The organism is Pseudomonas sp. PB3P13 (assembly GCF_054897735.1).
In genome coordinates this window covers 848,892-874,583 of the sequence record NZ_CM142702.1, presented here as the reverse complement: position 1 = coordinate 874,583, position 25,692 = coordinate 848,892, and the positions used below count along the sequence as shown (strand labels likewise).

Sequence of the window (25,692 nt, the reverse complement as noted above, 5' to 3'; positions counted from 1 at the left end):
GACTAATATTCCAGCATCAACCCGCTCAAGCGTTTGACCTTGCGGCGCACCGCCTCCTCAAATACGCCGGTGCGCGGCTCGATCAATGTGAACCAATGCTTGGCCCGGGTGATGCCGGTGTAGATCAGCTCTTTGGTGAGAACCGGGTTCAGGGCATCGGGCAAAATCAGCGCCGTGTGAGCGAACTCGGAGCCTTGGGATTTGTGCACGGTCATTGCGTACACGGTTTCGACATCATTGAGCCGGCTCGGCAATACAAACCGCACGCCGCCCTGGCCGTCGTTGCGCGGGAAGGCAACTCGCAACACCTGACGACCCGCCTCGGGGCCCTCGCGCTCCGGCAGTTTCAAGGCGATGCCGATGTCGCCGTTCATCAGACCCAAGCCGTAATCGTTGCGAGTCATCAGCACCGGTCGACCTTCGTACCACTGCTGATTGCTGTCGATCAATCGAGCCTTGAGCAACGACTCGGTCACGCGTTGATTCAGGCCTTCGACGCCCCACGGACCCTTGCGGACAGCGCAGAGCAACTGGAAGGCGTCGAACGCCTGCAGCACCTGCTGCGCCCACTCGGTCCAGCGCGGATCTTCAAGCGCACTGTCGAGCGGTGGCCGCTGGTTGCGCAGCAGGCTCAGGTAATGGCGATATCCTTGCGGCCCCTCATGACGGCCTTCGAGCAACAAGCGCTCCAGCGCCCGGTCGTGCTCACCTTTCAGGTGCAGAGAAAACACATCGTCGTAACCGCCCGCCACCAGTAACTGACGCGCATCCTCGGCGTGCTGCTGGTTGACCCGCCGAGCCAGTTGGCCAATGCCGCTGCCCTCGCCAAACCGACGTGAGTGTCGCAGCATCACCACCTGCTGAGCCAGTGGATGCGCTCCGTGCAGGTCCTCCTGCAAATCGCTGCCGTCCAGGTTTTCACCGCTGACGTCTTCCAGCCACTGGCGGGTTTGCGGGGAGTACCAACCGGCTTCGGCATCGCGGCACAAATCGCCCAGCACGGCGCCGGCTTCAACCGATGCCAACTGGTCTTTGTCACCGAGCAGGACGAGTCGGGCATGGGCCGGCATGGCATCGAGAAGGTTGGCCATCATCTCCAGGTCTATCATCGAGGCTTCGTCCACCACCAGAACATCCAGTGGCAAGCGATTGCCGGCGTGATGACGGAAATGTCGGGTACCCGGCCGACTGCCCAGCAGACGGTGCACGGTGGTGACATCCGAAGGAATTTTGCTGCGCACGGCTTCATCGACGTCCAGCGTGCGGACTTGCTGGCTGATGGACTCCGTCAGCCGAGCGGCGGCTTTGCCCGTGGGCGCGGCGAGTCGTATCCGCAACGGTTTGCCCGCTTCTACTGCCGGCGCTTGAAGCAAAGCCAGCAAGCGCACGACCGTGGTGGTCTTGCCCGTTCCGGGGCCGCCCGTGACGATACTGAATGCGCTACGGGTCGCGAGGGCACAAGCGAGTTTTTGCCAATCGATTACTGCGTCATGCTGTGAAGGCCCGAACAGAGCGGTGAGGCGTTCGGGGAGATCCGCCGGCATGTTTTCGTGCTCAGCCAGGCGAAGGCGCAACGCTTGGTCGATACGGCGTTCATAGGCCCAATACCGCCTCAGGTACAGCCGCGTTCCGGACAGCACCAGAGGTCTTTGAAGCGCGGTTTCACCCTCATCGCCTGCCAATGCGACCAGGCTGCTCGAGGCCAGCACCTTGCACCAGTGAGCGCCGTCCAGAGCTTCCAGTAACTGCGACGGCAGCAGCATCGCGCCGCCCTGCACGTCACCTTCCGGTGGCAATGACAACGCGAAGTCAGGTTCCTTGAGCGTCTCCAACACATCCAGGCACACGTGGCCATGGCCTAATTGATGACTGGTCAATGCGGCAGCGAGCAATACCAGTGGATCGTCATCGGGCGCCAGTTCGTGGAGAAAGGCCACGAAGGCTTTGTCCAGCGCCCTTAGCCAGCCGCGCTCGACCCAGCGGGTCAGTAACTTCAGCAGGTCATCGGCGCGGCTCAACGGCGTCAGGCTCGTCACGCTTTCGCCCGCCAATGGCACGGGCAACAAATCGGCGAAGGTGCGAGTCACAGCAGTTCTCCCTGAACCCACGCAGGTTCGGCTTTGGGTTCAGGCTTGCCTTGAAACAGGCGATCCAGACGCTCGATCAACGTTCTTGGCGGACGGGCAAAATACACACCCTGGCGTGGCGAGCGCGTGCCCCGCAGGAACAGATACACGGCGCCGCCAATATGCCGGTCGTAGTCATAGTCATAGTCGGCGAGGCGCGCCTTCAACTGACGGTGCAGCGCCAACAGGTACAGCACGTATTGCAGGTCGTAACGATTATCCAGGATCGACTGCTCCATGGCTTGCTCGGTGTACGCCCCGTCATCGACACCCAGCCAGTTGGATTTGTAGTCCGCGACGTAATAGCGGCCATCATGTTCGAAAATCAGGTCGATAAAGCCTTTGAACATGCCATTGAGCATCACCGGCTCCGCTGCTACACGAGCAACGCCATTGTGGGTGTGCTTGCAGACCAGCTCGTCGAGCTTGAGCACGTCGACCGTATGGCTGGCGAACCAGAATTCCATCTCGACGCGGTACTCAGTCAGCCGCTCGAATATCACCGGTGCCTGATCAGCGCCGACCGGCAGGGGCGTTTTGAGCAGGTGTTGCAGCCAGTCAGTCAATGTCGAGATCCAGCCTTCCCAACCCCGGCGGTTGCAACGACGAGCAATGGCGTCCTCTATGGCTTGAGGCGTTGCGGTGAAACCTTCGTCACCGGCCCACTCCAGCAGACCATGGAGGAAGGTGCCGGGGCTCGGACCTCGCGGGAACCGATGAATATCGGCGCCACCTGCGACGACTTCTCGCGGTGCTTCGGGATCCAGGCGTTCATCATCGAACAGTTTTTGCGCTTGCGGGTTCTCCGGCGCTTCGTCGCTGCCCACGCTCAGATTGTCGCCAATGCGCAATGCACTGTAAGAAGCAATCCACCAGTTTTCGCTGGCCTTGCGTGTGGGAATCAGCGGTGCAAGCAACCGCGCATTGTTCGGCGCAGGATGGTACTGCTCGGCGGTCGGCTCAGGCACTTCATCGTACACAACTGCCGGACAGTCCTGCTGCAAGTCTTCCAGCCAGCGCTTCAAACCAGCCGACTCGGCCAGAGGCGCGCCCCCGCCGAGCAGATAACCCAATGCCGAGAGGTGCAGGACCGAATTGTTGTTATTGCCACGCTTGAGATCAGTAACACCCAACCAGCAGGCGTGTTGCGCACGCGTGAGTGCGACATACAGCAGACGCAAATCCTCGGCGAGTCGCTCATTATCTGCCAGCACAATCAGCTCCGGCGTGGGCTTGAGGGTTATCTGCGGTTTGCCGTTCTCGTCATGGTAATGCAGCGGCAAATGGCTGCCGTCCACCGGCTTTGCCGAACAAATAAACGGCAAGAACACCAAGGGATATTCAAGCCCTTTGGATTTGTGAATGGTCACGACCTTGACCAGTTGCTCATCGCTTTCCAGGCGCAGGATCTGTTCCTCACCCGCTTGCCCGGACAAGGCCAGATGCTCGGAGAAGTAGCGAATCAGTGCCTGCTCGCCATCGAGTTCAGCAGCCGCCTGTTGCAACAACTCCGACAGGTGCAACAAATTGGTCAGGACTCGCTCGCCATCGCTGCGGGCGATCAAGGTCTGCGGTAGCCGGAAGTCATGCAGCAAACGTCGCAGCATCGGCAGCACACCCTGCTTGCGCCAGAGCTCGCGATAGCCACGGAACTGCATGACCCGCGCTTCCCACGCCAATTCGTCCTGGTTCAGACGCTCCAGCTCGGTCAGCGACAGATCAAGGGTGATGCAGGCCAATGCCGCCCGCAGCGTGCGCTCGATATCCGGCTCTGCACAGGCCTTGAGCCAGGCCAGCAGATCGTGAGCTTCCTGAGCGGCGAACACCGAGTCCTTGTCCGACAGATAAACGCTGCGCACCCCCCGATCGGACAGTTCTGCGCGTACGGCCTGAGCCTCTTTACCGTCGCGCACCAGAATGGCGATATCGGCCGGCAACAGACCTTTGAAGTCTTTGCCATCGCGCATGAAACCCGCGGCGCCCTGTTGACCACCGTTGAGCAACGCCGTGATTTGACTGGCGCAAGTCGCGGCCATCTGCTGGCGGTAACCGGAGCCGGACATTGGTTGATCCGCGGACAAGTGCCAGATGTTCAGAGCGGGTGGCACCTGACCGTGAACACTGAGAAATTCCTTGCGCCCCTGAGACGCGACCGGCAGAAACGGTACGGGGTTGTCACCACTTTTTTCTCGAAACAGAAAAGCGCCCCGTCCGGACTCACGCCATTCGGCCCGCTGGAAAACATGGTTCACCGCGCTGACCATGCCGTGGCTGGAGCGGAAGTTTGTGCCAAGTGTATGAAGACGACCTGCGGTCGCCAGACGAGCTCGCAGATAGGTATGAATATCTGCTCCGCGGAACGCATAGATGGCCTGCTTCGGATCACCGATGAGGAACAGGCCGCACTCCGGGTTGTTGTCTTCTATTCGATAGATGGTCTCGAAAATCCGATATTGCACCGGATCGGTATCCTGAAACTCATCGATCAGCGCTACCGGGAACTGCTCGCGAATCAAGGTAGCCAAGCGTTCGCCGCCCTCGGATTGCAGCGCCGCGTCGAGGCGCAGCAGCATGTCATCAAAGCCCATTTCAGCGCGGCGCCGCTTCTCTGCTTCGAACCGTGCACCCACCCACCGCGCGGCGTGTTCCAGCACGACGGCATCCGGACTTGGCAAGCCTTCGAGACTTGCCTTGAGCCCGGCCATCGCCTCCAGGCCAGGGTGAATGGGGACGTCGCCTTTTTTCCAGGCCTCGGCCATTCCCTTGGGCGTCAACCGCGTGAAACCGGTACCGATATCCAACAGCTCGATGGATTCATCTTCAGCCCAGGCTTTCATCTTTTCGAACCAGGGCTCGAAATAGCGCGCCTGCATTTTGCGAGCGTCGACACTTTTACTTTCGACACCTGCGTAACAGATCGCGAGCAGTTCGTCCGCCCACTGACGCCAAGGCATCTTGAGATCGAGCAAGGCAGCACTGCGCTCCAGCAAAGACTCGGTGATCAGATCGACCGGACCTTTGCCCTCAATACTGTCGCGCTGGCTGGCGAACAGACCCCGTACTCGCGGCAGTAATGCTGCAGGTCCACCCCAGTTGGTACGAACCCAATTCAACGCATCGCCTTGCATCGGATAGCAATGCAATCGCCAATAATCGCGCAAGACTTCGCCCAGAAGATCACTGTGATCGGTTTCCAGCGTTTGCGTAAACAGGCTGCCACTGTCGAAAGCGTGTTCGCGCAACATGCGCTGACACCAACTGTGGATAGTCGAGACAGCGGCTTCGTCCATCCATTGTGCGGCGATGTCCAGTCGATTCGCACAGCCGGACCATTGCTCGGACGGATACTCCTCACGCAAATCGGCAATGAGCGCATCCGGCGCGGGAGTCTCATCGCGAAAGTATCGCGCCGCTTCTGCCAAACGTGTTCGGATACGCTCACGCAACTCTTTGGTCGCCGCGTCGGTGAAGGTCACGACGAGGATTTGCGGTGGTAATAATTCCCGCCCGAAACCGCTGATTTCTCCGCCGTGACCGAGTACCAGACGCAGGTAAAGCGCAGAGATGGTGAAGGTCTTGCCGGTCCCTGCGCTGGCTTCGATCAGTTGACTGCCGCGCAATGGGAAGGCCAGGGCCAGAGGCGTTTTTCTGGTCATGAACGCGCCTCCTCCCCGGTGAGTGATCGCCATTGAGCCTCAAACACCGGTTTGTACAGAGCGTTGCACCAGTCAGGGAAAGTCTCGTCGGCAATCAGCGCGTCGTAATCGACGAATTGACGGAGGAGCGCAGGGCTTTCGCGGCGCTCGCCTTCACTATTCTGGCCGTCCCCTTCATAAGCTTTGCGGGCAGCGCTGTCGGCTTTGACCGGGTTTGTGTGGGCGAGCCAGGCAAATGCCGTTTTGACCGCAATGGGTAAAGGCTGGCGCATGCCTGACTGCCAGGCCATCAACAGATCACCCAGAGCGTTCAGCGCGATTTCTTCTTGCATCGGCCCCAACAGCAGAGTGTCGTCGCTCGCTACCAACGCAGTTGTCATCGCCATTCCACTGGCGCAGGCCACCAGATGATTGACCCAGGGTCGCGTCAGACGGTGCCATTTACGCGACTTGATTGAACCGATGCTGTTGGGAATGGTGGTCAGCGACAGCAATCCACCGTCAGCCCGTTGATGCAGCCCGCTGAGCCAGCCTTCCAGGCGCAAACCTTGCAGTTCGATGCTCACCGGCAATGCGCTGTTGAGCGGCGTCGGCCATAATGCGAGGATCTGGTGATAGCGCTGAAGGAGGTCCGGCAATGGTTCGATCAGTTCCCGCTGGATGTACTCGCCAAACCCCGCCAACGGTAGCAGGCCACTGTTTTGCAGACGTTTAGCCTGAGCCTCGAGCGCATGATCGACGCGATCCAGTTGGCCCAACGCCGCGTCGAGCAAACTGTCGCTGAGGCTGTAACGCTGGAGTGCGTCAAGTATGAACGGCTCCTCGTCGGGGAGAGGCACTTCAGTCGCTTCAAAAAACACCTTCAGGCGCTGACTGAAAAAATGTCGGACCGGGTTGCGCAGGAAATCCTGCAGTTGCCCCAGGCTGAGTGGCTCTTCCTGAACATGGTCATCAAGGATTTCTGTCTCAGCGTTTGCCGCAGTGGCTTGGTGGAGCACCTGCCATTCGTTGGCGTAGGTGAAAAGATGTTCGCCTTCATGGAAATAACGAGCGCTGAAAGGTTGCAGCGGATGCTCTTGAGTCAGGGCCGCAAGCAATTCTTCGTCCGGGTTGGCTGATCGCCAGCCACTGGCCAGATGGTCGCGCAACTGGCCTATCAACACTGACGCCGGGCGCTCGCTGTTATCGCGAATGCTGCGTCCCACCCAACTGATGTAGAGCTGATCTCGAGCGGACAGCAACGCTTCGAGCAGTAGATAACGGTCATCCTCGCGCCGGGAACGATCGCCGGGCCGGTAATCACTGCCCATCAGATCGAAGTCCAGCGGTGGCTGCGCACGTGGGTAGTCCCCGTCGTTCATGCCCAGCAGGCACACCAGTTTGAACGGTATCGCACGCATGGGCATCAACGTGCAGAAGTTGACCGACCCTGCCAGAAAGCGCTGGGACAATCGACCTTGATCAAGGCCGGCGAGCCAGGCCTCGCGGACCACCGTCAACGGCAATTCATCGTGCAACCCGACAGACTCGCAGGTGTCGAGCCAGGTTTCTCGCAGCTCTTCGAGCTGGGCCAGCAAATAGTCGTCATGCTCGTTACTGGCCTGAAAAAACAGCTGCACCAGGGCTTGCAGCCGTAAGCCCCATTGTTTCGGAGTTGCCGGATGAGACAGTTCCTGGTGAGCGACCTCCAGCGTATCAAGCAGCGCGACAAGAGGCCCGATCAATGCTGCATCGAGACCGCCAATCTCATCGTAGGGCTCAATGCCCTCACACGCACTGGCAGTGCCGACGGCATAGCCAAGCAACATGCGTCGCAGTCCGAAACGCCAGCTGTTCTGCTCCAGTTCCGGGGGCAGACCCAGACCCGCTCGCTGCTCGGCATTCATGCCCCAGCGGATGCCTGCGCCTTCGATCCAGCGATGCAGGGTCGCAAGGTCGCGCTCCTCAACTCCGAAGCGCTCACGCAGTGCGGGAACGTCCAGCAGGTCGAGGATCTCGCTGACCGGAAAACGGCTGTCGGGGAGTTTGAGCAGATGCTCGACCGCAATCAGTAACGGATCTCGGCCGCGCTGGCCCTGATCGGCAAGAGTGAATGGAATGAAGCGTAGGTCGTGCCGTTCCATCTGGCCGAATACTGCGCGTATATGCGGCGCGTAACTGTCGATGTCCGGGACCATCACGATGATGTCGCGAGGGCGCAGATCAGCATCTGCACTGAAGCGTGCGAGCAACTGGTCGTGGAGGATCTCGACTTCTCGCTGGGCACTGTGGGCAATGTGAAAACGGATTGACTGATCCTGCTGTAAATCCACCGCTGGCCAATGATCGCGGGTCTCGTTCAGTGGTCGCAGTTCGAGAATATCGTCCTGCAATTCGTTGAGCATGTTCCGCGGCTGGCTATCGCTGAACAAGTCGATACGACCATCGCGAAATGCAGCGCGATAGCTGTTGGGGTCGTCATAGCTATCCAGCAGATTGATGTAGTCACGTCCTTGTTTACCCCACGCGGCCAGGAGTGGGTGAGCATGCTGATGCAAGGTGTGCGGGTCCAGCACAACGGGCATGCCGCTTTTGCGCGCCTGTCGCTTGTATTGATGCCGCAGCAGATCCTTATCGGCAACGATGTCTGTCCAATGGTGGCGACACGGATTATGTACACACAGCAATACCTGACTGAAGCGCGCCAGTCCCGCCAAGGCCTCCAAAGCCTGAGCCGGGAGCGAGGAAATGCCAAAGACGATCACTCTTGAGGGCAGGTCATCAGGCGCAACGTCGAGGTTGTTGATCCGTTCGATGAACCGTTGATGGACACCCGCCCGGCTCTGCGCCATGCCTTGTTCACCAACATCCAGCAGCAATGCACGCCACAACTCTGCCTGCCAGCAGTTGGCGGGGGTAAGGGCTTTGACCTCCCCTCGAACGTTACGCAATTGATGGCGACCTTCTGCCCAGTCTTCAAGCCAATCGGCCCGGTAGACCTGATATTGGTCGAACAAGTCGGCCAGTCGCTCGGCGAGCTGATAGCGTTTACGCAAATCGGTATCATGCGTCAGGAAGCGTTGCAAGGGTTCGAAGTGCGGTTGATTAATCAACTGCGGCAGCAGACGCATCAGACGCCAGGTCAGCGGGGCTTTATCAAGTAAGGAATTGACCGGGATTTCTTCACGGCCCAGCACCGTACGGTACAGCTGCCACATGAAACTACCAGGCAACTGGACGTCAATGGCTGCAGCGATGCCGCATCCGCCCGAGTCGTCGTCTTCAGGATCTTCCGCAAGCGCCAGTTTCAGCCATTGCGCGATACCGTTGCTCTGTACCAGGGCGATTTCATTCTCCAAGGGCGCCAGCGGGTAGCGCCGCATCCAGCTCACCACCAGGCTGCGCAACTCGTCCAGACGGTTACCGTGAACCACCATAAAACCAGCATTGAGGGACGTTGCGTCCGGCATAAAGGCTTCCTTGGAAAATATCAAAAGCTAGGGGCAAACCTTAGCATTGTCGGACGTCCAGAACAGCCAGACGCTGGGCGATGATGCTGTGCGAACTTTCCTGCGGACAAAACAAAACCCCTATCTGCATACGCAGATAGGGGTTTTGGAATTTAATCTTGACGATGACCTACTCTCACATGGGGAAACCCCACACTACCATCGGCGATGCATCGTTTCACTGCTGAGTTCGGGATGGGATCAGGTGGTTCCAATGCTCTATGGTCGTCAAGAAATTCGGTAGCCAGGTCGTGGGCCTTTTCAGGTTCACGCTCCAGCGAATGGGTATGCGATAGTTTGTGTGCTGCTGGTGAGTACAACCTGCGAACTTTCGGTTCATGTCGTCTTCACACACCGCAATCTGGTGCCCTTTCGCTTGTTAGCTCAAAGCCTGCAAATTGCTTGGGTGTTATATGGTCAAGCCTCACGGGCAATTAGTATTGGTTAGCTCAACGCCTCACAGCGCTTACACACCCAACCTATCAACGTCGTAGTCTTCGACGGCCCTTCAGGGGACTCAAGGTCCCAGTGAGATCTCATCTTGAGGCTAGTTTCCCGCTTAGATGCTTTCAGCGGTTATCTATTCCGAACATAGCTACCCGGCAATGCCACTGGCGTGACAACCGGAACACCAGAGGTTCGTCCACTCCGGTCCTCTCGTACTAGGAGCAGCCCCTCTCAAATCTCAAACGTCCACGGCAGATAGGGACCGAACTGTCTCACGACGTTCTAAACCCAGCTCGCGTACCACTTTAAATGGCGAACAGCCATACCCTTGGGACCGGCTTCAGCCCCAGGATGTGATGAGCCGACATCGAGGTGCCAAACACCGCCGTCGATATGAACTCTTGGGCGGTATCAGCCTGTTATCCCCGGAGTACCTTTTATCCGTTGAGCGATGGCCCTTCCATACAGAACCACCGGATCACTAAGACCTACTTTCGTACCTGCTCGACGTGTCTGTCTCGCAGTCAAGCGCGCTTTTGCCTTTATACTCTACGACCGATTTCCGACCGGTCTGAGCGCACCTTCGTACTCCTCCGTTACTCTTTAGGAGGAGACCGCCCCAGTCAAACTACCCACCATACACTGTCCTCGATCCGGATAACGGACCTGAGTTAGAACCTCAAAGTTGCCAGGGTGGTATTTCAAGGTTGGCTCCACGCGAACTGGCGTCCACGCTTCAAAGCCTCCCACCTATCCTACACAAGCAAATTCAAAGTCCAGTGCAAAGCTATAGTAAAGGTTCACGGGGTCTTTCCGTCTAGCCGCGGATACACTGCATCTTCACAGCGATTTCAATTTCACTGAGTCTCGGGTGGAGACAGCGCCGCCATCGTTACGCCATTCGTGCAGGTCGGAACTTACCCGACAAGGAATTTCGCTACCTTAGGACCGTTATAGTTACGGCCGCCGTTTACCGGGGCTTCGATCAAGAGCTTCGCGTTAGCTAACCCCATCAATTAACCTTCCGGCACCGGGCAGGCGTCACACCCTATACGTCCACTTTCGTGTTTGCAGAGTGCTGTGTTTTTAATAAACAGTCGCAGCGGCCTGGTATCTTCGACCGGCATGAGCTTACGGAGCAAGTCCTTCACCCTCACCGGCGCACCTTCTCCCGAAGTTACGGTGCCATTTTGCCTAGTTCCTTCACCCGAGTTCTCTCAAGCGCCTTGGTATTCTCTACCCAACCACCTGTGTCGGTTTGGGGTACGGTTCCTGGTTACCTGAAGCTTAGAAGCTTTTCTTGGAAGCATGGCATCAACCACTTCGTGTTCTAAAAGAACACTCGTCATCAGCTCTCGGCCTTAAGATCCCGGATTTACCTAAGATCTCAGCCTACCACCTTAAACTTGGACAACCAACGCCAAGCTGGCCTAGCCTTCTCCGTCCCTCCATCGCAATAACCAGAAGTACAGGAATATTAACCTGTTTTCCATCGACTACGCTTTTCAGCCTCGCCTTAGGGACCGACTAACCCTGCGTCGATTAACGTTGCGCAGGAAACCTTGGTCTTTCGGCGTGGGTGTTTTTCACACCCATTGTCGTTACTCATGTCAGCATTCGCACTTCTGATACCTCCAGCAAGCTTCTCAACTCACCTTCACAGGCTTACAGAACGCTCCTCTACCGCATCACCTAAGTGATACCCGTAGCTTCGGTGTATGGTTTGAGCCCCGTTACATCTTCCGCGCAGGCCGACTCGACTAGTGAGCTATTACGCTTTCTTTAAAGGGTGGCTGCTTCTAAGCCAACCTCCTAGCTGTCTAAGCCTTCCCACATCGTTTCCCACTTAACCATAACTTTGGGACCTTAGCTGACGGTCTGGGTTGTTTCCCTTTTCACGACGGACGTTAGCACCCGCCGTGTGTCTCCCATGCTCGGCACTTGTAGGTATTCGGAGTTTGCATCGGTTTGGTAAGTCGGGATGACCCCCTAGCCGAAACAGTGCTCTACCCCCTACAGTGATACATGAGGCGCTACCTAAATAGCTTTCGAGGAGAACCAGCTATCTCCGAGCTTGATTAGCCTTTCACTCCGATCCACAGGTCATCCGCTAACTTTTCAACGGTAGTCGGTTCGGTCCTCCAGTTAGTGTTACCCAACCTTCAACCTGCCCATGGATAGATCGCCCGGTTTCGGGTCTATTCCCAGCGACTAGACGCCCTATTAAGACTCGCTTTCGCTACGCCTCCCCTATTCGGTTAAGCTCGCCACTGAAAATAAGTCGCTGACCCATTATACAAAAGGTACGCAGTCACCCAACAAAGTGGGCTCCCACTGCTTGTACGCATACGGTTTCAGGATCTATTTCACTCCCCTCTCCGGGGTTCTTTTCGCCTTTCCCTCACGGTACTAGTTCACTATCGGTCAGTCAGTAGTATTTAGCCTTGGAGGATGGTCCCCCCATATTCAGACAAAGTTTCTCGTGCTCCGTCCTACTCGATTTCATGACAATAAGATTTTCGCGTACAGGGCTATCACCCACTATGGCCGCACTTTCCAGAGCGTTCCGCTAATCTTAAAGCCACTTAAGGGCTAGTCCCCGTTCGCTCGCCACTACTAAGGGAATCTCGGTTGATTTCTTTTCCTCAGGGTACTTAGATGTTTCAGTTCCCCTGGTTCGCTTCTTAAGCCTATGTATTCAGCTTAAGATACCTAACTTGTGTTAGGTGGGTTCCCCCATTCAGACATCTCCGGATCAAAGTCTGTTTGCCGACTCCCCGAAGCTTTTCGCAGGCTACCACGTCTTTCATCGCCTCTGACTGCCAAGGCATCCACCGTATGCGCTTCTTCACTTGACCATATAACCCCAAGCAATCTGGTTATACTGTGAAGACGACATTCGCCGAAAATTCGCAATACTCTTAAGAGCAACTCACAAATTTTACCTTAGCCTGAGCCCCACCAGTGAAAGTGGGGGCCAGTCTATCTTTCTATCACATACCCAAATTTTTAAAGAACGATCTAATCAAAGACTAGAAATCAATATTCTCGGTGGAATACTCATTTCTAAACTCTAACGGCACAAAGCAGTTTATGGTGGAGCCAAGCGGGATCGAACCGCTGACCTCCTGCGTGCAAGGCAGGCGCTCTCCCAGCTGAGCTATGGCCCCATAACAAAATTGGTGGGTCTGGGCAGATTCGAACTGCCGACCTCACCCTTATCAGGGGTGCGCTCTAACCAACTGAGCTACAGACCCAATTTCGAGCTTGTAACTGTTAGCCATGAGCTATCAGCTTGGAGCTTAAAGCTGCTTCTATCGTCTTCTTCAATGAATCAAGCAATTCGTGTGGGAGCTCATGGAGCAGCTGATGTCGTCGATTAAGGAGGTGATCCAGCCGCAGGTTCCCCTACGGCTACCTTGTTACGACTTCACCCCAGTCATGAATCACACCGTGGTAACCGTCCTCCCGAAGGTTAGACTAGCTACTTCTGGTGCAACCCACTCCCATGGTGTGACGGGCGGTGTGTACAAGGCCCGGGAACGTATTCACCGCGACATTCTGATTCGCGATTACTAGCGATTCCGACTTCACGCAGTCGAGTTGCAGACTGCGATCCGGACTACGATCGGTTTTCTGGGATTAGCTCCACCTCGCGGCTTGGCAACCCTCTGTACCGACCATTGTAGCACGTGTGTAGCCCAGGCCGTAAGGGCCATGATGACTTGACGTCATCCCCACCTTCCTCCGGTTTGTCACCGGCAGTCTCCTTAGAGTGCCCACCATAACGTGCTGGTAACTAAGGACAAGGGTTGCGCTCGTTACGGGACTTAACCCAACATCTCACGACACGAGCTGACGACAGCCATGCAGCACCTGTCTCAATGTTCCCGAAGGCACCAATCCATCTCTGGAAAGTTCATTGGATGTCAAGGCCTGGTAAGGTTCTTCGCGTTGCTTCGAATTAAACCACATGCTCCACCGCTTGTGCGGGCCCCCGTCAATTCATTTGAGTTTTAACCTTGCGGCCGTACTCCCCAGGCGGTCAACTTAATGCGTTAGCTGCGCCACTAAGAGCTCAAGGCTCCCAACGGCTAGTTGACATCGTTTACGGCGTGGACTACCAGGGTATCTAATCCTGTTTGCTCCCCACGCTTTCGCACCTCAGTGTCAGTATCAGTCCAGGTGGTCGCCTTCGCCACTGGTGTTCCTTCCTATATCTACGCATTTCACCGCTACACAGGAAATTCCACCACCCTCTACCATACTCTAGCTTGTCAGTTTTGAATGCAGTTCCCAGGTTGAGCCCGGGGATTTCACATCCAACTTAACAAACCACCTACGCGCGCTTTACGCCCAGTAATTCCGATTAACGCTTGCACCCTCTGTATTACCGCGGCTGCTGGCACAGAGTTAGCCGGTGCTTATTCTGTCGGTAACGTCAAAACAGCAAAGTATTAATTTACTGCCCTTCCTCCCAACTTAAAGTGCTTTACAATCCGAAGACCTTCTTCACACACGCGGCATGGCTGGATCAGGCTTTCGCCCATTGTCCAATATTCCCCACTGCTGCCTCCCGTAGGAGTCTGGACCGTGTCTCAGTTCCAGTGTGACTGATCATCCTCTCAGACCAGTTACGGATCGTCGCCTTGGTGAGCCATTACCTCACCAACTAGCTAATCCGACCTAGGCTCATCTGATAGCGCAAGGCCCGAAGGTCCCCTGCTTTCTCCCGTAGGACGTATGCGGTATTAGCGTCCGTTTCCGAGCGTTATCCCCCACTACCAGGCAGATTCCTAGGCATTACTCACCCGTCCGCCGCTCTCAAGAGAAGCAAGCTTCTCTCTACCGCTCGACTTGCATGTGTTAGGCCTGCCGCCAGCGTTCAATCTGAGCCATGATCAAACTCTTCAGTTCAAACATCTTTGGGTTTTTAAGAAACCCTAAACTTGGCTCAGCAATCGTTGGTTACATCTTTGATTTCTCGCGGAGTAACTTGTGATGCTGATAATCTTGTTGACTATCAGTCTGACTCCACAAGCACCCACACGAATTGCTTGATTCAGTTGTTAAAGAGCGGTTGGTTAAGATCTTTCGTCTCAACCGAGGCGCGCATTTTACAGCGCTCCGTGTATCTGTCAAGCGGTTATTTTAAGAAGTTTTCAAAGTTTCGCTGGGAAATCCTTAACAACTTCAACCACTTGCGCTTCCGATCTCTCGTTAGCGGGAGGCGAATTCTACAGCGTTACTCGCTGCTGTCAACACCTCTTTTTCTCCGCTTTCGACCGAGAAGATCGAATCGTCAAAAGAGCCCAACAACACTGCCCTTTCAACTCCTTCCAGTCTTCGATGATCTGAAGCAAGTTGCTGCCGAAAACTGCGTAACTCTTTGTTTACCAAGGAGTTTTCTGTTTCGACTGCGCCGGAAGTGGGGCGAATTATAGACGTCCAGAATTTGCCGTCAACCCCTGATTTTCACATTTCTGTCATACAGGTCCAAAAAGGCCGGAAACGCGAAGGCCGAGCCCAGAAAGCTCGGCCCTCACCCTGCATTACAAGCTAGGGAAAGCGAATTGCGAGGCTTCGTGGCTGGCGCGTTGTGGCCAGCGTTGGGTAATTGCCTTGCGACGCGTATAGAAGCGCACGCCGTCCGGACCGTACGCATGCAGGTCGCCAAACAGCGAACGCTTCCAACCACCGAAGCTGTGATAGGCCACCGGCACCGGTAACGGCACGTTGACGCCGACCATACCGACCTCGATCTCGTCGCAGAACAAACGTGCTGCTTCGCCATCACGGGTAAAGATGCACGTGCCATTGCCATACTCGTGATCATTGATCAGTTGCATGGCCTCTTCCAGGCTGTTCACTCGGACAACACAGAGTACCGGCCCGAAGATCTCTTCTTTATAGATACGCATCTGCGGTGTGACGTTATCGAACAGGCAGCCACCCAGGAAGAATCCGTCTTCATGCCCGGTTACGCTCAGACCACGGCCGTCGACGATCAATGACGCCCCGGAAGAAACGCCGTCTTCTATATAGCCACTCACCTTGTCCCGTGCCTGAGCGGAAACCAGCGGCCCCATATCCAGACCGCACGACGTCCCGGCACCAATTTTCAGCGCCTTGATCTGCGGGACCAGCTTGGCCACCAACGCGTCCGCAACCTGGTCACCCACACACACGGCCACCGAGATCGCCATGCAACGCTCGCCGCAAGAACCGTACGCCGCGCCCATCAGTGCGCTGACGGCGTTGTCCAGGTCGGCATCCGGCATCAGCACCGCATGGTTCTTCGCCCCGCCAAGTGCCTGGACACGTTTTCCGCGCTTGGTGCCTTCGGCGTAGATGTATTCGGCGATCGGCGTCGAGCCGACAAAGCTCAGTGCTTTGACATCCGGCGCTTCAATCAGCGCATCGACCGCAGCCTTGTCACCGTGCACCACGTTCAACACGCCTTTGGGCAGCCCGGCTTCCAGCAACAATTGGGCGATCAGCAGCGTGGAGCTCGGATCGCGCTCCGATGGTTTCAGAATGAAGCAGTTGCCGCAGACGATCGCCAACGGATACATCCACAGCGGCACCATCGCGGGGAAGTTGAACGGCGTGATACCGGCCACCACGCCCAACGGCTGAAAGTCAGACCAGGCGTCAATGTTCGGCCCGACGTTGCGGCTGTATTCACCTTTCAGGATTTCCGGCGCTGCACAGGCGAATTCAACGTTCTCGATCCCGCGCTTCAATTCCCCCGCAGCATCTTCCAGAGTCTTGCCGTGTTCTTCACTGATCAACTGCGAGATACGCGCTTCGTTCTGTTCCAGTAATTGCTTGAAACGAAACATCACCTGCGCGCGCCTGGCCGGCGGGGTGTTACGCCAGGCCGGGAACGCCGACTTGGCCGAATCGATAGCTCTCTGAACGGTGTCGCGGCTGGCCAGAGGCAGTTTGTGGATCGCCTGGCCAGTCGACGGGTTGAACACGTCGGCAGTGCGACCTTCTTCGGTCACCATTTCGCCATTGATCAAATGCGGGATAAGGCTCATGCGGGGCTCCAGTAACGTTGTGCACAAGCGCCCTTCAACGGGCACTCTCATATATGGAAGAAAAATCAGTCGATCTTGTTCAGCACTTCGCCGACTGCGTCGAACAGACGATCAAGGTCCTGCGGCTTGCTGTTGAAAGTTGGGCCGAACTGCAGAGTGTCGCCGCCGAAGCGCACGTAGAATCCCGCTTTCCACAGCGCCATGCCCGCTTCGAACGGACGCACGATGGCGTCGCCGTCACGCGGTGCCATCTGGATTGCACCGGCCAGACCGTAGTTACGAATGTCGATAATGTTTTTCGAGCCTTTCAGACCGTGCAGCGCATTTTCGAAATGCGGTGCGACTTCGGCCACGCTCTGCACCAGGTTTTCCTTTTGCAGCAAGTCGAGTGCCGCCAGGCCTGCCGCGCAAGCCACCGGGTGGGCGGAGTAGGTATAACCGTGCGGGAATTCCACCGCGTATTCAGGCGTCGCCTGATTCATGAAGGTCTGGTAAATCTCGGAGCTGGCAATCACCGCACCCATCGGAATCGCACCGTTGGTAACTTGCTTGGCGATGCACATCAGATCCGGGGTGACGCCGAAGCTGTCTGCGCCGAACATCGAACCGGTGCGACCGAAACCGGTGATGACTTCGTCAAACACCAGCAGGATATTGTGCTGATCGCAGATCTCCCGCAGACGCTTCAAGTAGCCCTGCGGTGGAACCAGCACGCCTGCGGAGCCAGCCATTGGTTCGACGAAAACGGCAGCGATGTTCGAAGCGTCGTGTAGCTCGATCAGCTTCAGCAACTCGTCGGCCAGGGCAATACCGCCCTCTTTCGGCATGCCGCGAGAATAGGCATTGCTGGTCAGCAGAGTGTGCGGCAGGTGATCGACATCCATCATCGCCTGACCGAACATTTTGCGGTTGCCGTTAACGCCGCCCAGGCTAGTGCCGGCGATGTTCACACCGTGGTAGCCACGGGCACGGCCAATCATTTTTGTCTTGGTCGCCTGACCTTTTAGACGCCAGTAGGCGCGGACCATTTTCACCGCGGTATCGGCGCACTCGGAACCCGAATCGGTGAAGAACACGTGGTTCAGATTGCCCGGCGTCAGGTCGGTGATTTTCTCCGCCAGTTGAAACGACAGAGGATGGCCGTACTGGAAACCCGGCGAGTAATCGAGGGTACCCAACTGCTTGGCAACGGCTTCCTGAATTTCCTTGCGGGTATGCCCGGCGCCACACGTCCACAGACCGGACAACGAATCGTAAACTTTGCGACCCTTGTCGTCCGTCAGCCAGCTGCCCTCTGCCGCCACAATCAGTCGCGGGTCGCGCTGGAAATTCCGGTTGGCGGTGTAGGGCATCCAGTGAGCGTCAAGCTTGAGCTGGTTGGCCAGTGAAGACGGGGCGTTTTCGGGCAAGTTCATGGGCAAAACCTCGCAAGGCAAATAAGCGGCGTGGAGATGAAGACGTTCTTGCGACTAAATTGCCACGGGGATAAAGTCGGTGAAATCCAACTTTTCAGATGTTCAGTCTGCCGCCCACTAAACTTACGAGACATAACAATATGAGCACTCGTCGCCCGGATCCGCTGGCCCAGGTCAGCGACTTTGATATCCGCTTGCTGCGGATATTTCGCAGCGTTGTGGAGTGCGGCGGTTTCTCTGCGGCGGAATCTGTACTCGGTATCGGTCGCTCGGCGATCAGCCAGCAGATGAGCGATCTTGAGCAGCGCCTCGGTTTACGTCTTTGCCAACGTGGTCGCGCAGGGTTTTCCCTGACAGAGGAAGGGCGCGAGGTTTACCAGTCTTCGTTGCAATTACTCAGTGCGCTGGAAAGTTTCCGCACCGAGGTCAACGGGCTGCATCAGCACCTGCGCGGTGAACTGACTATCGGTTTGACCGACAACCTCGTCACCCTCCCCCACATGCGCATCACTCACGCCTTGGCACAATTAAAGGAACGCGGGCCGGACGTGCAGATCCAGATCCGCATGATCGCCCCCAACGAAGTGGAGCAAGGTGTGCTCGACGGTCGCTTGCACGTTGGCGTCGTTCCGCAAGCCAGTGCGCTGTCCGGCCTGGAGTATCAGCCGCTGTACAGCGAGCGTTCGCTGTTGTATTGCGCGGTCGGTCATCCGTTATTTTATGTCGATGACAAACAACTGAATGACGAGCGCCTTGATAGCCAGGACGCGATTGCTCCGACCTTCCGTTTGCCGGCCGAGATTCAGGCGCATTACCAGGCGCTCAATTGCACTGCCAGTGCGTCCGACCGCGAAGGCATGGCATTTCTCATTTTGACTGGGCGATACATCGGCTATCTGCCGGATCATTATGCGAGCCTCTGGGTTCAGCAAGGTCGCCTGCGTGCGCTGAAACCCACAGCCCGTTTTTATGACCTGAGCCTCGCATCGGTCACGCGCAAGGGCCGCCGCCCGCATTTGGTGCTGGAAAGCTTTTTGGAGAGTCTCGCCGCCACCCGCTAGCAACCAACAATATCGGTAGGAGCGAAGCTTGCTCCTGCCAGTTTCACGCGGTACTTGTCTGAACCCCGTTCGTGCGCTATCAACCTTAGGGCCGCACCCCACTCACCTGTCCGGAAGTGCCTATGACCTTTGAAGTCCCAGCCCATGGCGGCAAACCCGCCAGTCGCATTCGTCAGAAGAACGAAGAGACCATCATCAAAGCCGCCGAAGATGAGTTTGCCCGACACGGGTACAAAGGCACGAGCATGAACACCATTGCCCTGAAGGCCGGGTTGCCCAAAGCGAATCTGCATTATTACTTCACCAACAAGCTTGGGCTGTACGTGGCGGTGTTGAGCAACATCATCGAGTTGTGGGACAGCACCTTCAACACCCTGACCGCCGACGACGATCCCGCTGAAGCGTTGACGCGTTACATCCGCGCCAAGATGGAATTCTCCCGTCGCCAGCCACAAGCCTCGCGCATCTTTGCGATGGAGGTGATCAGCGGCGGCGAGTGTCTGACCGAATATTTCAACCAGGACTACCGGGCGTGGTTCCAGGGCCGCGCGGGTGTGTTCCAGGCCTGGATCGACGCAGGCAAAATGGACCCGGTTGACCCGGTGCACCTGATCTTCCTGCTGTGGGGCAGCACTCAGCACTACGCCGATTTCGCTACGCAGATCTGCCGGGTGACCGGTCGCAGCAAGTTGACCAGGCAAGACATGGAAGACGCAGGCGACAACCTGATCCGCATCATTCTCAAAGGCTGCGGCCTGACCTCAACTCAATAAGATACCTATGCCTTTTACTCTTAGCGGCTTTTGCGAGTTCCGCGAAGAAATTCGCAAAAGCCGTTTCATCACCTTCGCGGCGCCCATCGGCAGCCCTGGTGAAGCTCAAACATTCATCGAACAACACAGCGATTTGAACGCCACGCATAACTGTTGGGCGTGGAAGCTCGGCGATCAATATCGCAGTACCGATGATGGCGAACCGGGCGGCACTGCCGGGCGCCCGATTCTGGCGGCAATCGATGCACAGGATTGCGATCAGGTCGCGGTGCTGGTTATCCGTTGGTACGGCGGCATTCAACTGGGTACCGGAGGGCTCGCCCGGGCGTATGGCGGCGGCGCCAACAAGTGCCTGCAGGCTGCCGCGAAAATCGAATTGATCAGCCGCGTGCCGCTGAGTTGCACATGCGGGTTCGCCGAGTTGACGCTGCTGAAACTTCGCCTGGCGGAACTCGGCGGATTGATCGTCGAAGAAACGTTCACGGCCAACGGCGTTGAGCTGCAGCTGGCGATTGGTGAAGCGCAGATCGATACGTTGCAAAGCCAGCTGGCGGACCTGAGTCGCGGGCGGATTTTGTTGCGGCGCTAGAAGATCAAGAGATCGCAGCCTTCGTCAGCTCCTATGGTTGTGAGCCGGCATGGTGCGAGCGGATTTAATCAACCGGGCATTTGCCCACATCTACTGTGCACCCGACTGTGGATAACCTGAGCACATCACGCTGTAACCCTTCTGTCACGCGGCTTTGCGAACGTTGATCATTTTTTGTGCAAACAGTACGCGTTCAGCCTGAATTCACGTAAAAACAAAAGGTTAGGTTTGTTTAGCACCTTTTGAACAAAGCAATGCGGTGCTTATGCCTGTCACTTCGGCTTGCGCACAAATACTGTGGAGCAATCTGTGGATAACCCGTTTATGACTGCCGCGAGTGTAGGTCAGGCATGGGCTGATCCTCACTGATCGTTTTTTGATCAAACTTCGTGAGCGAAACTGGAGCCTGCTCAGCGGTACTGCCCTCAATGAGTGCCTGAGTTCCATCGACATGGCGCGCAACGCCGTTCTCGATACCCTCCGCTGCAAGGTTTCTTTTTTTTCCTGACCTGGTGGCCAGGATATTGCTTTATCCACAGGCATCACTTCAAGTAACCGAGCCTGTCATGCCCAACGCCAAGCCGAGTTCCGACTCAACACCGCGCCTGCAATTGCGTGCCATCAGCAAACGTTACCCGGGATGTCTGGCCAACGATGCCATCGATTTATGCATTGCTCCTGGCGAGATTCACGCGTTGCTCGGCGAAAACGGCGCCGGAAAAAGCACTCTGATGAAGATCATTTATGGCGTCACGCACGCCGACTCTGGGGACATGATGTGGCAAGGGGAGCGCGTGAACATGCGCAATCCGGCCCAGGCACGCAGTCTGGGGATCGGTATGGTGTTTCAGCATTTCTCGCTGTTTGAAACCCTGAGTGTGGCGCAGAACATTGCGTTGGCAATGGGTGCGTCAGCCGGGACACCGAAACAGCTTGCACCGAAAATTCGCGAGGTGTCCCGGCGCTACGGCATGGCGCTGGAGCCTGAACGACTTGTCCACAGCCTGTCGATCGGCGAGCGGCAACGGGTCGAAATAATTCGCTGTCTGATGCAGGACATACGCCTGCTGATTCTTGATGAACCCACCTCAGTGCTTACGCCGCAAGAGGCCGACGACTTGTTCGTCACCCTGCGTCGCCTGGCAGCCGAAGGCTGCAGCATTCTGTTCATTAGCCACAAACTTGGCGAGGTTCGCGCGTTGTGCCACAGCGCGACGGTGTTGCGCGGCGGTCGGGTGGCCGGGCATTGCGTGCCGGCCGAATGCTCGGATCAGCAACTGGCGCGGTTGATGGTTGGGGACGCGGCCGAACTGATGACTGACTATCCAAAGGTGACGGGCGGCGAGACATTCCTCCATGTCAGCGGTTTGTCCTGGCACAACCCCGACCCGTTCGGTTGTTCACTGAAAGATATCGACCTGCAAGTGCGCAGTGGTGAGATCGTCGGCATCGCCGGAGTCGCCGGCAATGGTCAGGATGAATTGCTGGCGTTGCTCAGCGGTGAACAGCGCTTGCATCGCGAGGACGGCGGGATCATTTGTTTCGCCCGGCAAGCGGTTGCCAATTTGCGCCCGGATGCCCGGCGTCGCCTGGGCCTGGCCTTCGTTCCCGCTGAACGATTGGGGCATGGCGCGGTGCCGGAATTGAGCCTGGCGGACAACGCGCTGCTCACCGCTTTTCAGCAGGGGCTGGTGAGCAACGGCTTGATCCAGCGCAGCAAAGTCCTAGCGCTCGCCGAAGACATCATTCGCCGTTTCGGGGTCAAGACACCGGGTACGCATACGGCGGCGCGCAGCCTGTCCGGGGGCAATCTGCAGAAATTCATCCTCGGCCGGGAAATCCTCCAGCAGCCGAAACTGCTGGTGGCCGCGCACCCGACCTGGGGCGTTGACGTCGGCGCCGCCGCGACCATCCACCGCGCGTTGATCGCCTTGCGCGATGCCGGCGCGGCGATCCTGGTGATCTCCGAAGACCTCGATGAATTATTCCAGATCAGCGACCGGCTCGGCGCATTGTGCGGCGGTCGCCTGTCGACGCTTCGGGCCACCGTCGACACCCGCCTGATTGATGTTGGCGGCTGGATGGCCGGCCAGTTCGACACTTCTCAACCTTCTGCGTCCGCCATCGTTTAACGGAGCTTTCACATGCTGCTTTCACTCGAACCCCGCGGCCAGCAATCGCGTTTGATGTTGTGGTGCTCACCTTTATTGGCGGCGGTCCTGACATTGGGTTGCGGCTCGCTGCTGTTTATTGCGCTCGGTCATGATCCTTTGCTGACCTTGCACACCTTGTTGATCGCTCCGGTCAGCGACCTCTACGGTCTCTCTGAATTGCTGGTGAAAGCCTTGCCGATTCTGCTCTGCGCGCTGGGGCTTGCCGTGGCGTATCAGGCGCGTATCTGGAACATCGGCGCCGAAGGCCAATTGCTGCTGGGCGCGCTGGCCGGCAGTGCGCTGGCGGTAAACATCATTGACATGGACAGTCGCTGGGCATTGGCTTTGATCCTGATTACCGGCACCTGCGCCGGTGCTGCATGGGCAGGGCTGACGGCGTGGTTGCGCACGCGCTTCAACGCCAATGAAATTCTCACCAGCATCATGCTCAATTACATCGCCCTCAATCTGCTGCTTTTCTGCGTGCATGGGCCGCTGAAAGATCCCGCCGGGTTCAACTTTCCCGAGTCAGCGATGTTTGGCGACGCCAGCCGCTTGCCGCTGCTGATGGAAGACGGTCGGGTCCACGCCGGGGTGTATTTCGCCCTGCTGGCCCTGGTAGTGGTGTGGGTGCTGGTGCAGAAAAGCTTTGTCGGTTTTCAGATCAAAGTGCTTGGGCTGGACAAGCGCGCGGCCGGATTTGTCGGCTTTCGCGAGAGGCGCCTGATCTGGTTGGCGCTGTTGATCAGCGGCGGACTGGCCGGGCTCGCCGGCGTCTGCGAAGTTACCGGACCGATTGGCCAGTTGGTGCCGCAAGTCTCGCCGGGTTACGGCTATGCGGCGATCACCGTTGCCTTTCTCGGCCGGCTTAACCCAATCGGCATTTTGTTTTCCAGCCTGTTGATGGCGCTGTTGTACCTCGGCGGCGAGAACGCGCAGATGAGCATGAATCTTCCACAAGCCATCACTCAATTATTTCAAGGAATGATGCTGTTTTTCCTGTTGGCCAGTGACGTGCTGATTCTGTATCGCCCGCGACTGAACGTGCGCTGGCCGCGCCGCTCGCAAGGCACCCCCGTACATGCAGGAGCGCTGTGATGGATATCGATCTGCTGAGTAATATTTTCTACGCCATGATCCGTTGCGGTACGCCACTGTTACTGGTGGCGCTGGGTGAACTGATCTGTGAGAAGAGCGGCGTGCTCAACCTCGGTCAGGAGGGAATGATGCTGTTTGGTGCGGTGATCGGTTTCATCGTCGCGCTCAACAGCGGCAATCTGTGGCTCGGCGTGTTGCTGGCGATGCTCGCCGGGATGCTCTTGTCATCACTGTTTGCGCTCGTGGCGCTGGTGTTCAATGCCAATCAGGTCGCGACCGGGCTGGCGTTGACGATTTTCGGTGTGGGCTTGTCGACATTCATCGGTGCGGCGTGGGTCGGCAAACCGCTGGCGGGTTTTGAGCCGGTGGCGATTCCTTATCTGAGTGAAATCCCGCTGATCGGGCGGATGCTGTTTGCGCAAGACCTGCTGGTATATGTGTCTTTCGGGTTGTTTGCCTTGGTGGCGTGGGTGATTCTGCAAAGCCGTGTCGGATTGATTATCCAGGCAGTCGGTGAAAATCCGGATGCGGCCAGTGCGACGGGTTTGCCAGTGCTCGGCGTGCGCACCCTGGCGGTTTTGTTTGGCGGGGCCATGGCGGGGTTGGCCGGCGCGTATCTGTCGTTGGCGTATACGCCAATGTGGGCGGAAAACATGAGCGCCGGGCGCGGCTGGATTGCGCTGGCGCTGGTGGTGTTTGCCAGCTGGCGAGTGTGGCGGTTGCTACTGGGCGCGTATCTGTTCGGGCTCGCCAGCATTTTGCACCTGGTGGCGCAGGGATTGGGGCTGGCGATTCCGTCGAGCCTGCTGGCGATGTTGCCGTATCTCGCGACCATTCTGGTTTTGGTGCTGTTGTCGCGCGATGCGCTACGCACGCGATTGTATGCGCCGATGTCGTTGGGGCAGCCGTGGCAGGGTGGGCATTAAGGTAGCCGCGGGCTGCGGAAAATCCTCAGGCCCAATCCCGAGCAGGCTCGGTCCCACATAAAATCGCGCTCCCCTGTGGGAGGAGCCTGCTCGCGATGAGGCCCTGGAACTCGGCGCTTTGCGTAGCGAATTGCAACATCGACCTGGTCAACGTTGTCCATTAAATCCGTGATTCTCATTTATCAAGGAAGCCACTCATGTCTACGGCAAAAACCGCATTGATCATCGGCGCCTCGCGGGGCCTGGGCCTCGGGCTGGTGAAGACTCTGTTGGGCGATGGCTGGCAAGTCACCGCCACCGTTCGCAATCCGCAAAATGCCGACGCCTTGCAAGCGCTTGGCAATGTACGGATTGAAAAACTCGACATGGACGATCAGCAGGCGGTCATTGCTCTGAGCCAACATCTCAAGGGTGAGGTGTTTGATTTGTTGTTTGTGAATGCCGGGGTCAAAGGACCGGACATCCAGACGCCAGGCGGCGCGACGCTGGCCGAGGTCGGGCAGTTGTTTTTCACCAATGCCGTGGCACCGATCAACCTGGCTCAGCGCTTTGTCGGGCAGATCCGTCCGCACACAGGCGTGCTGGCCTTCATGAGTTCGGTGCTCGGCAGCGTGACCATGCCGGATGCGCCGGAAATGGCGTTGTACAAGGCCAGCAAGGCGGCACTGAACTCGATGACCAACAGTTTCGTGACGCAATTAGGCGAGCGCAAATTGACTGTGCTCTCGTTGCATCCGGGCTGGGTGAAAACCGACATGGGCGGCGACGGAGCGGACATCGATGTGCAAACCAGCACGCGCGGGCTGGTGGATCAGGTGGATGCTTTTGTCGGCAAGGGCGGGCATCATTTTGTGAATTACAAAGGCGAGACGATTCCCTGGTAACCACCGCAATGCCCCTGTAGCAGCGCTCCT

12 protein-coding genes, 2 tRNA genes and 3 rRNA genes are annotated in these 25,692 nt (G+C 57.3%); 7 read left to right on the top strand and 10 right to left on the bottom strand.

All coding sequences use genetic code 11. From position 1 onward, the window contains the following. Window positions 1-2 precede the first annotated feature (2 nt). The 10 genes from recD to aptA all read right to left on the bottom strand — a co-directional run bounded on the left by recD (window position 3) and on the right by aptA (window position 18,178). Window positions 3-2,087, bottom strand: a complete 2,085-nt coding sequence (gene recD, locus ACYZT1_RS03900; protein ID WP_462017757.1) for an exodeoxyribonuclease V subunit alpha — start codon at window positions 2,085-2,087, stop codon at window positions 3-5. Further along, on the bottom strand, window positions 2,084-5,782 hold the full coding sequence (gene recB / locus ACYZT1_RS03895; RefSeq protein WP_462017756.1) for an exodeoxyribonuclease V subunit beta: 3,699 nt from the start codon (window positions 5,780-5,782) through the stop codon (window positions 2,084-2,086). The genes recD and recB overlap by 4 nt, the downstream gene beginning before the upstream one ends. Continuing rightward, window positions 5,779-9,231, bottom strand: coding sequence for an exodeoxyribonuclease V subunit gamma (gene recC, locus ACYZT1_RS03890; protein WP_462017755.1), 3,453 nt, complete (start codon window positions 9,229-9,231; stop codon window positions 5,779-5,781). The genes recB and recC overlap by 4 nt, the downstream gene beginning before the upstream one ends. Before the next feature lie 156 nt (window positions 9,232-9,387). Continuing rightward, window positions 9,388-9,503 (bottom strand): 5S ribosomal RNA (gene rrf, locus ACYZT1_RS03885). A 180-nt stretch (window positions 9,504-9,683) separates the two neighbouring features. Beyond that, a 23S ribosomal RNA gene (locus ACYZT1_RS03880) occupies window positions 9,684-12,575 on the bottom strand. Between the two features lie 236 nt (window positions 12,576-12,811). Continuing rightward, window positions 12,812-12,887 (bottom strand) — tRNA-Ala (locus ACYZT1_RS03875). 10 nt (window positions 12,888-12,897) lie between these two features. Next, window positions 12,898-12,974, bottom strand: a tRNA-Ile gene (locus tag ACYZT1_RS03870). A 123-nt stretch (window positions 12,975-13,097) separates the two neighbouring features. Next, window positions 13,098-14,634: ribosomal RNA gene (locus ACYZT1_RS03865) — 16S ribosomal RNA — on the bottom strand. The 16S, 23S and 5S rRNA genes sit together here with 2 tRNA genes alongside, the layout of an rRNA operon. Before the next feature lie 635 nt (window positions 14,635-15,269). Continuing rightward, window positions 15,270-16,763 (bottom strand): CoA-acylating methylmalonate-semialdehyde dehydrogenase, encoded by a 1,494-nt coding sequence (locus ACYZT1_RS03860; protein ID WP_462017754.1) that lies wholly within the window; start codon window positions 16,761-16,763, stop codon window positions 15,270-15,272. A gap of 65 nt (window positions 16,764-16,828) precedes the next feature. Then, the gene (gene aptA, locus ACYZT1_RS03855) at window positions 16,829-18,178 is read right to left on the bottom strand and encodes an omega-aminotransferase AptA (protein ID WP_462017753.1); all 1,350 of its coding nucleotides are present in this window, start codon (window positions 18,176-18,178) and stop codon (window positions 16,829-16,831) included. Window positions 18,179-18,318: 140 nt separating this feature from the next. On the opposite strand from aptA, the gene ACYZT1_RS03850 reads away from it, so the two are divergent. The 7 genes from ACYZT1_RS03850 (at window position 18,319) to ACYZT1_RS03820 (ending at window position 25,662) form a co-directional block, all read left to right on the top strand. After that, window positions 18,319-19,239 (top strand): LysR family transcriptional regulator, encoded by a 921-nt coding sequence (locus ACYZT1_RS03850; RefSeq protein ID WP_462017752.1) that lies wholly within the window; start codon window positions 18,319-18,321, stop codon window positions 19,237-19,239. Window positions 19,240-19,361: 122 nt separating this feature from the next. Next, window positions 19,362-20,012, top strand: a complete 651-nt coding sequence (locus ACYZT1_RS03845) for a TetR/AcrR family transcriptional regulator (protein ID WP_462017751.1) — start codon at window positions 19,362-19,364, stop codon at window positions 20,010-20,012. A gap of 7 nt (window positions 20,013-20,019) precedes the next feature. Next, on the top strand, window positions 20,020-20,601 hold the full coding sequence (locus ACYZT1_RS03840; protein WP_462017750.1) for an IMPACT family protein: 582 nt from the start codon (window positions 20,020-20,022) through the stop codon (window positions 20,599-20,601). A gap of 566 nt (window positions 20,602-21,167) precedes the next feature. Beyond that, window positions 21,168-22,733, top strand: a complete 1,566-nt coding sequence (locus tag ACYZT1_RS03835) for an ABC transporter ATP-binding protein (protein WP_462017749.1) — start codon at window positions 21,168-21,170, stop codon at window positions 22,731-22,733. A gap of 12 nt (window positions 22,734-22,745) precedes the next feature. Next, a complete protein-coding gene (locus ACYZT1_RS03830; protein ID WP_462017748.1) occupies window positions 22,746-23,852 on the top strand; it encodes an ABC transporter permease in 1,107 nt (368 codons plus the stop codon). After that, window positions 23,852-24,778, top strand: coding sequence for an ABC transporter permease (locus tag ACYZT1_RS03825; RefSeq protein WP_462017747.1), 927 nt, complete (start codon window positions 23,852-23,854; stop codon window positions 24,776-24,778). Before ACYZT1_RS03830 ends, ACYZT1_RS03825 begins: the two co-directional genes overlap by 1 nt. A 197-nt stretch (window positions 24,779-24,975) precedes the next feature. Next, entirely contained in the window at window positions 24,976-25,662 is a 687-nt protein-coding gene (locus ACYZT1_RS03820) for an SDR family oxidoreductase (RefSeq protein ID WP_462017746.1), read from the top strand. Window positions 25,663-25,692 lie beyond the last annotated feature (30 nt).

What these genes read in the sequence shown, in the direction of transcription:
- ACYZT1_RS03825 (WP_462017747.1), top strand. Translation starts at nt 23,852, where the DNA reads ATGGATATCGATCTGCTGAGTAATATTTTCTACGCCATGATCCGTTGC.
- ACYZT1_RS03845 (WP_462017751.1), top strand. Translation starts at nt 19,362, where the DNA reads ATGACCTTTGAAGTCCCAGCCCATGGCGGCAAACCCGCCAGTCGCATT.
- ACYZT1_RS03835 (WP_462017749.1), top strand. Translation starts at nt 21,168, where the DNA reads ATGCCCAACGCCAAGCCGAGTTCCGACTCAACACCGCGCCTGCAATTG.
- ACYZT1_RS03860 (WP_462017754.1), bottom strand. Translation starts at nt 16,763, where the DNA reads ATGAGCCTTATCCCGCATTTGATCAATGGCGAAATGGTGACCGAAGAA.
- ACYZT1_RS03820 (WP_462017746.1), top strand. Translation starts at nt 24,976, where the DNA reads ATGTCTACGGCAAAAACCGCATTGATCATCGGCGCCTCGCGGGGCCTG.
- ACYZT1_RS03840 (WP_462017750.1), top strand. Translation starts at nt 20,020, where the DNA reads ATGCCTTTTACTCTTAGCGGCTTTTGCGAGTTCCGCGAAGAAATTCGC.
- aptA (WP_462017753.1), bottom strand. Translation starts at nt 18,178, where the DNA reads ATGAACTTGCCCGAAAACGCCCCGTCTTCACTGGCCAACCAGCTCAAG.
- recC (WP_462017755.1), bottom strand. Translation starts at nt 9,231, where the DNA reads ATGCCGGACGCAACGTCCCTCAATGCTGGTTTTATGGTGGTTCACGGT.
- recB (WP_462017756.1), bottom strand. Translation starts at nt 5,782, where the DNA reads ATGACCAGAAAAACGCCTCTGGCCCTGGCCTTCCCATTGCGCGGCAGT.
- ACYZT1_RS03850 (WP_462017752.1), top strand. Translation starts at nt 18,319, where the DNA reads ATGAGCACTCGTCGCCCGGATCCGCTGGCCCAGGTCAGCGACTTTGAT.
- ACYZT1_RS03830 (WP_462017748.1), top strand. Translation starts at nt 22,746, where the DNA reads ATGCTGCTTTCACTCGAACCCCGCGGCCAGCAATCGCGTTTGATGTTG.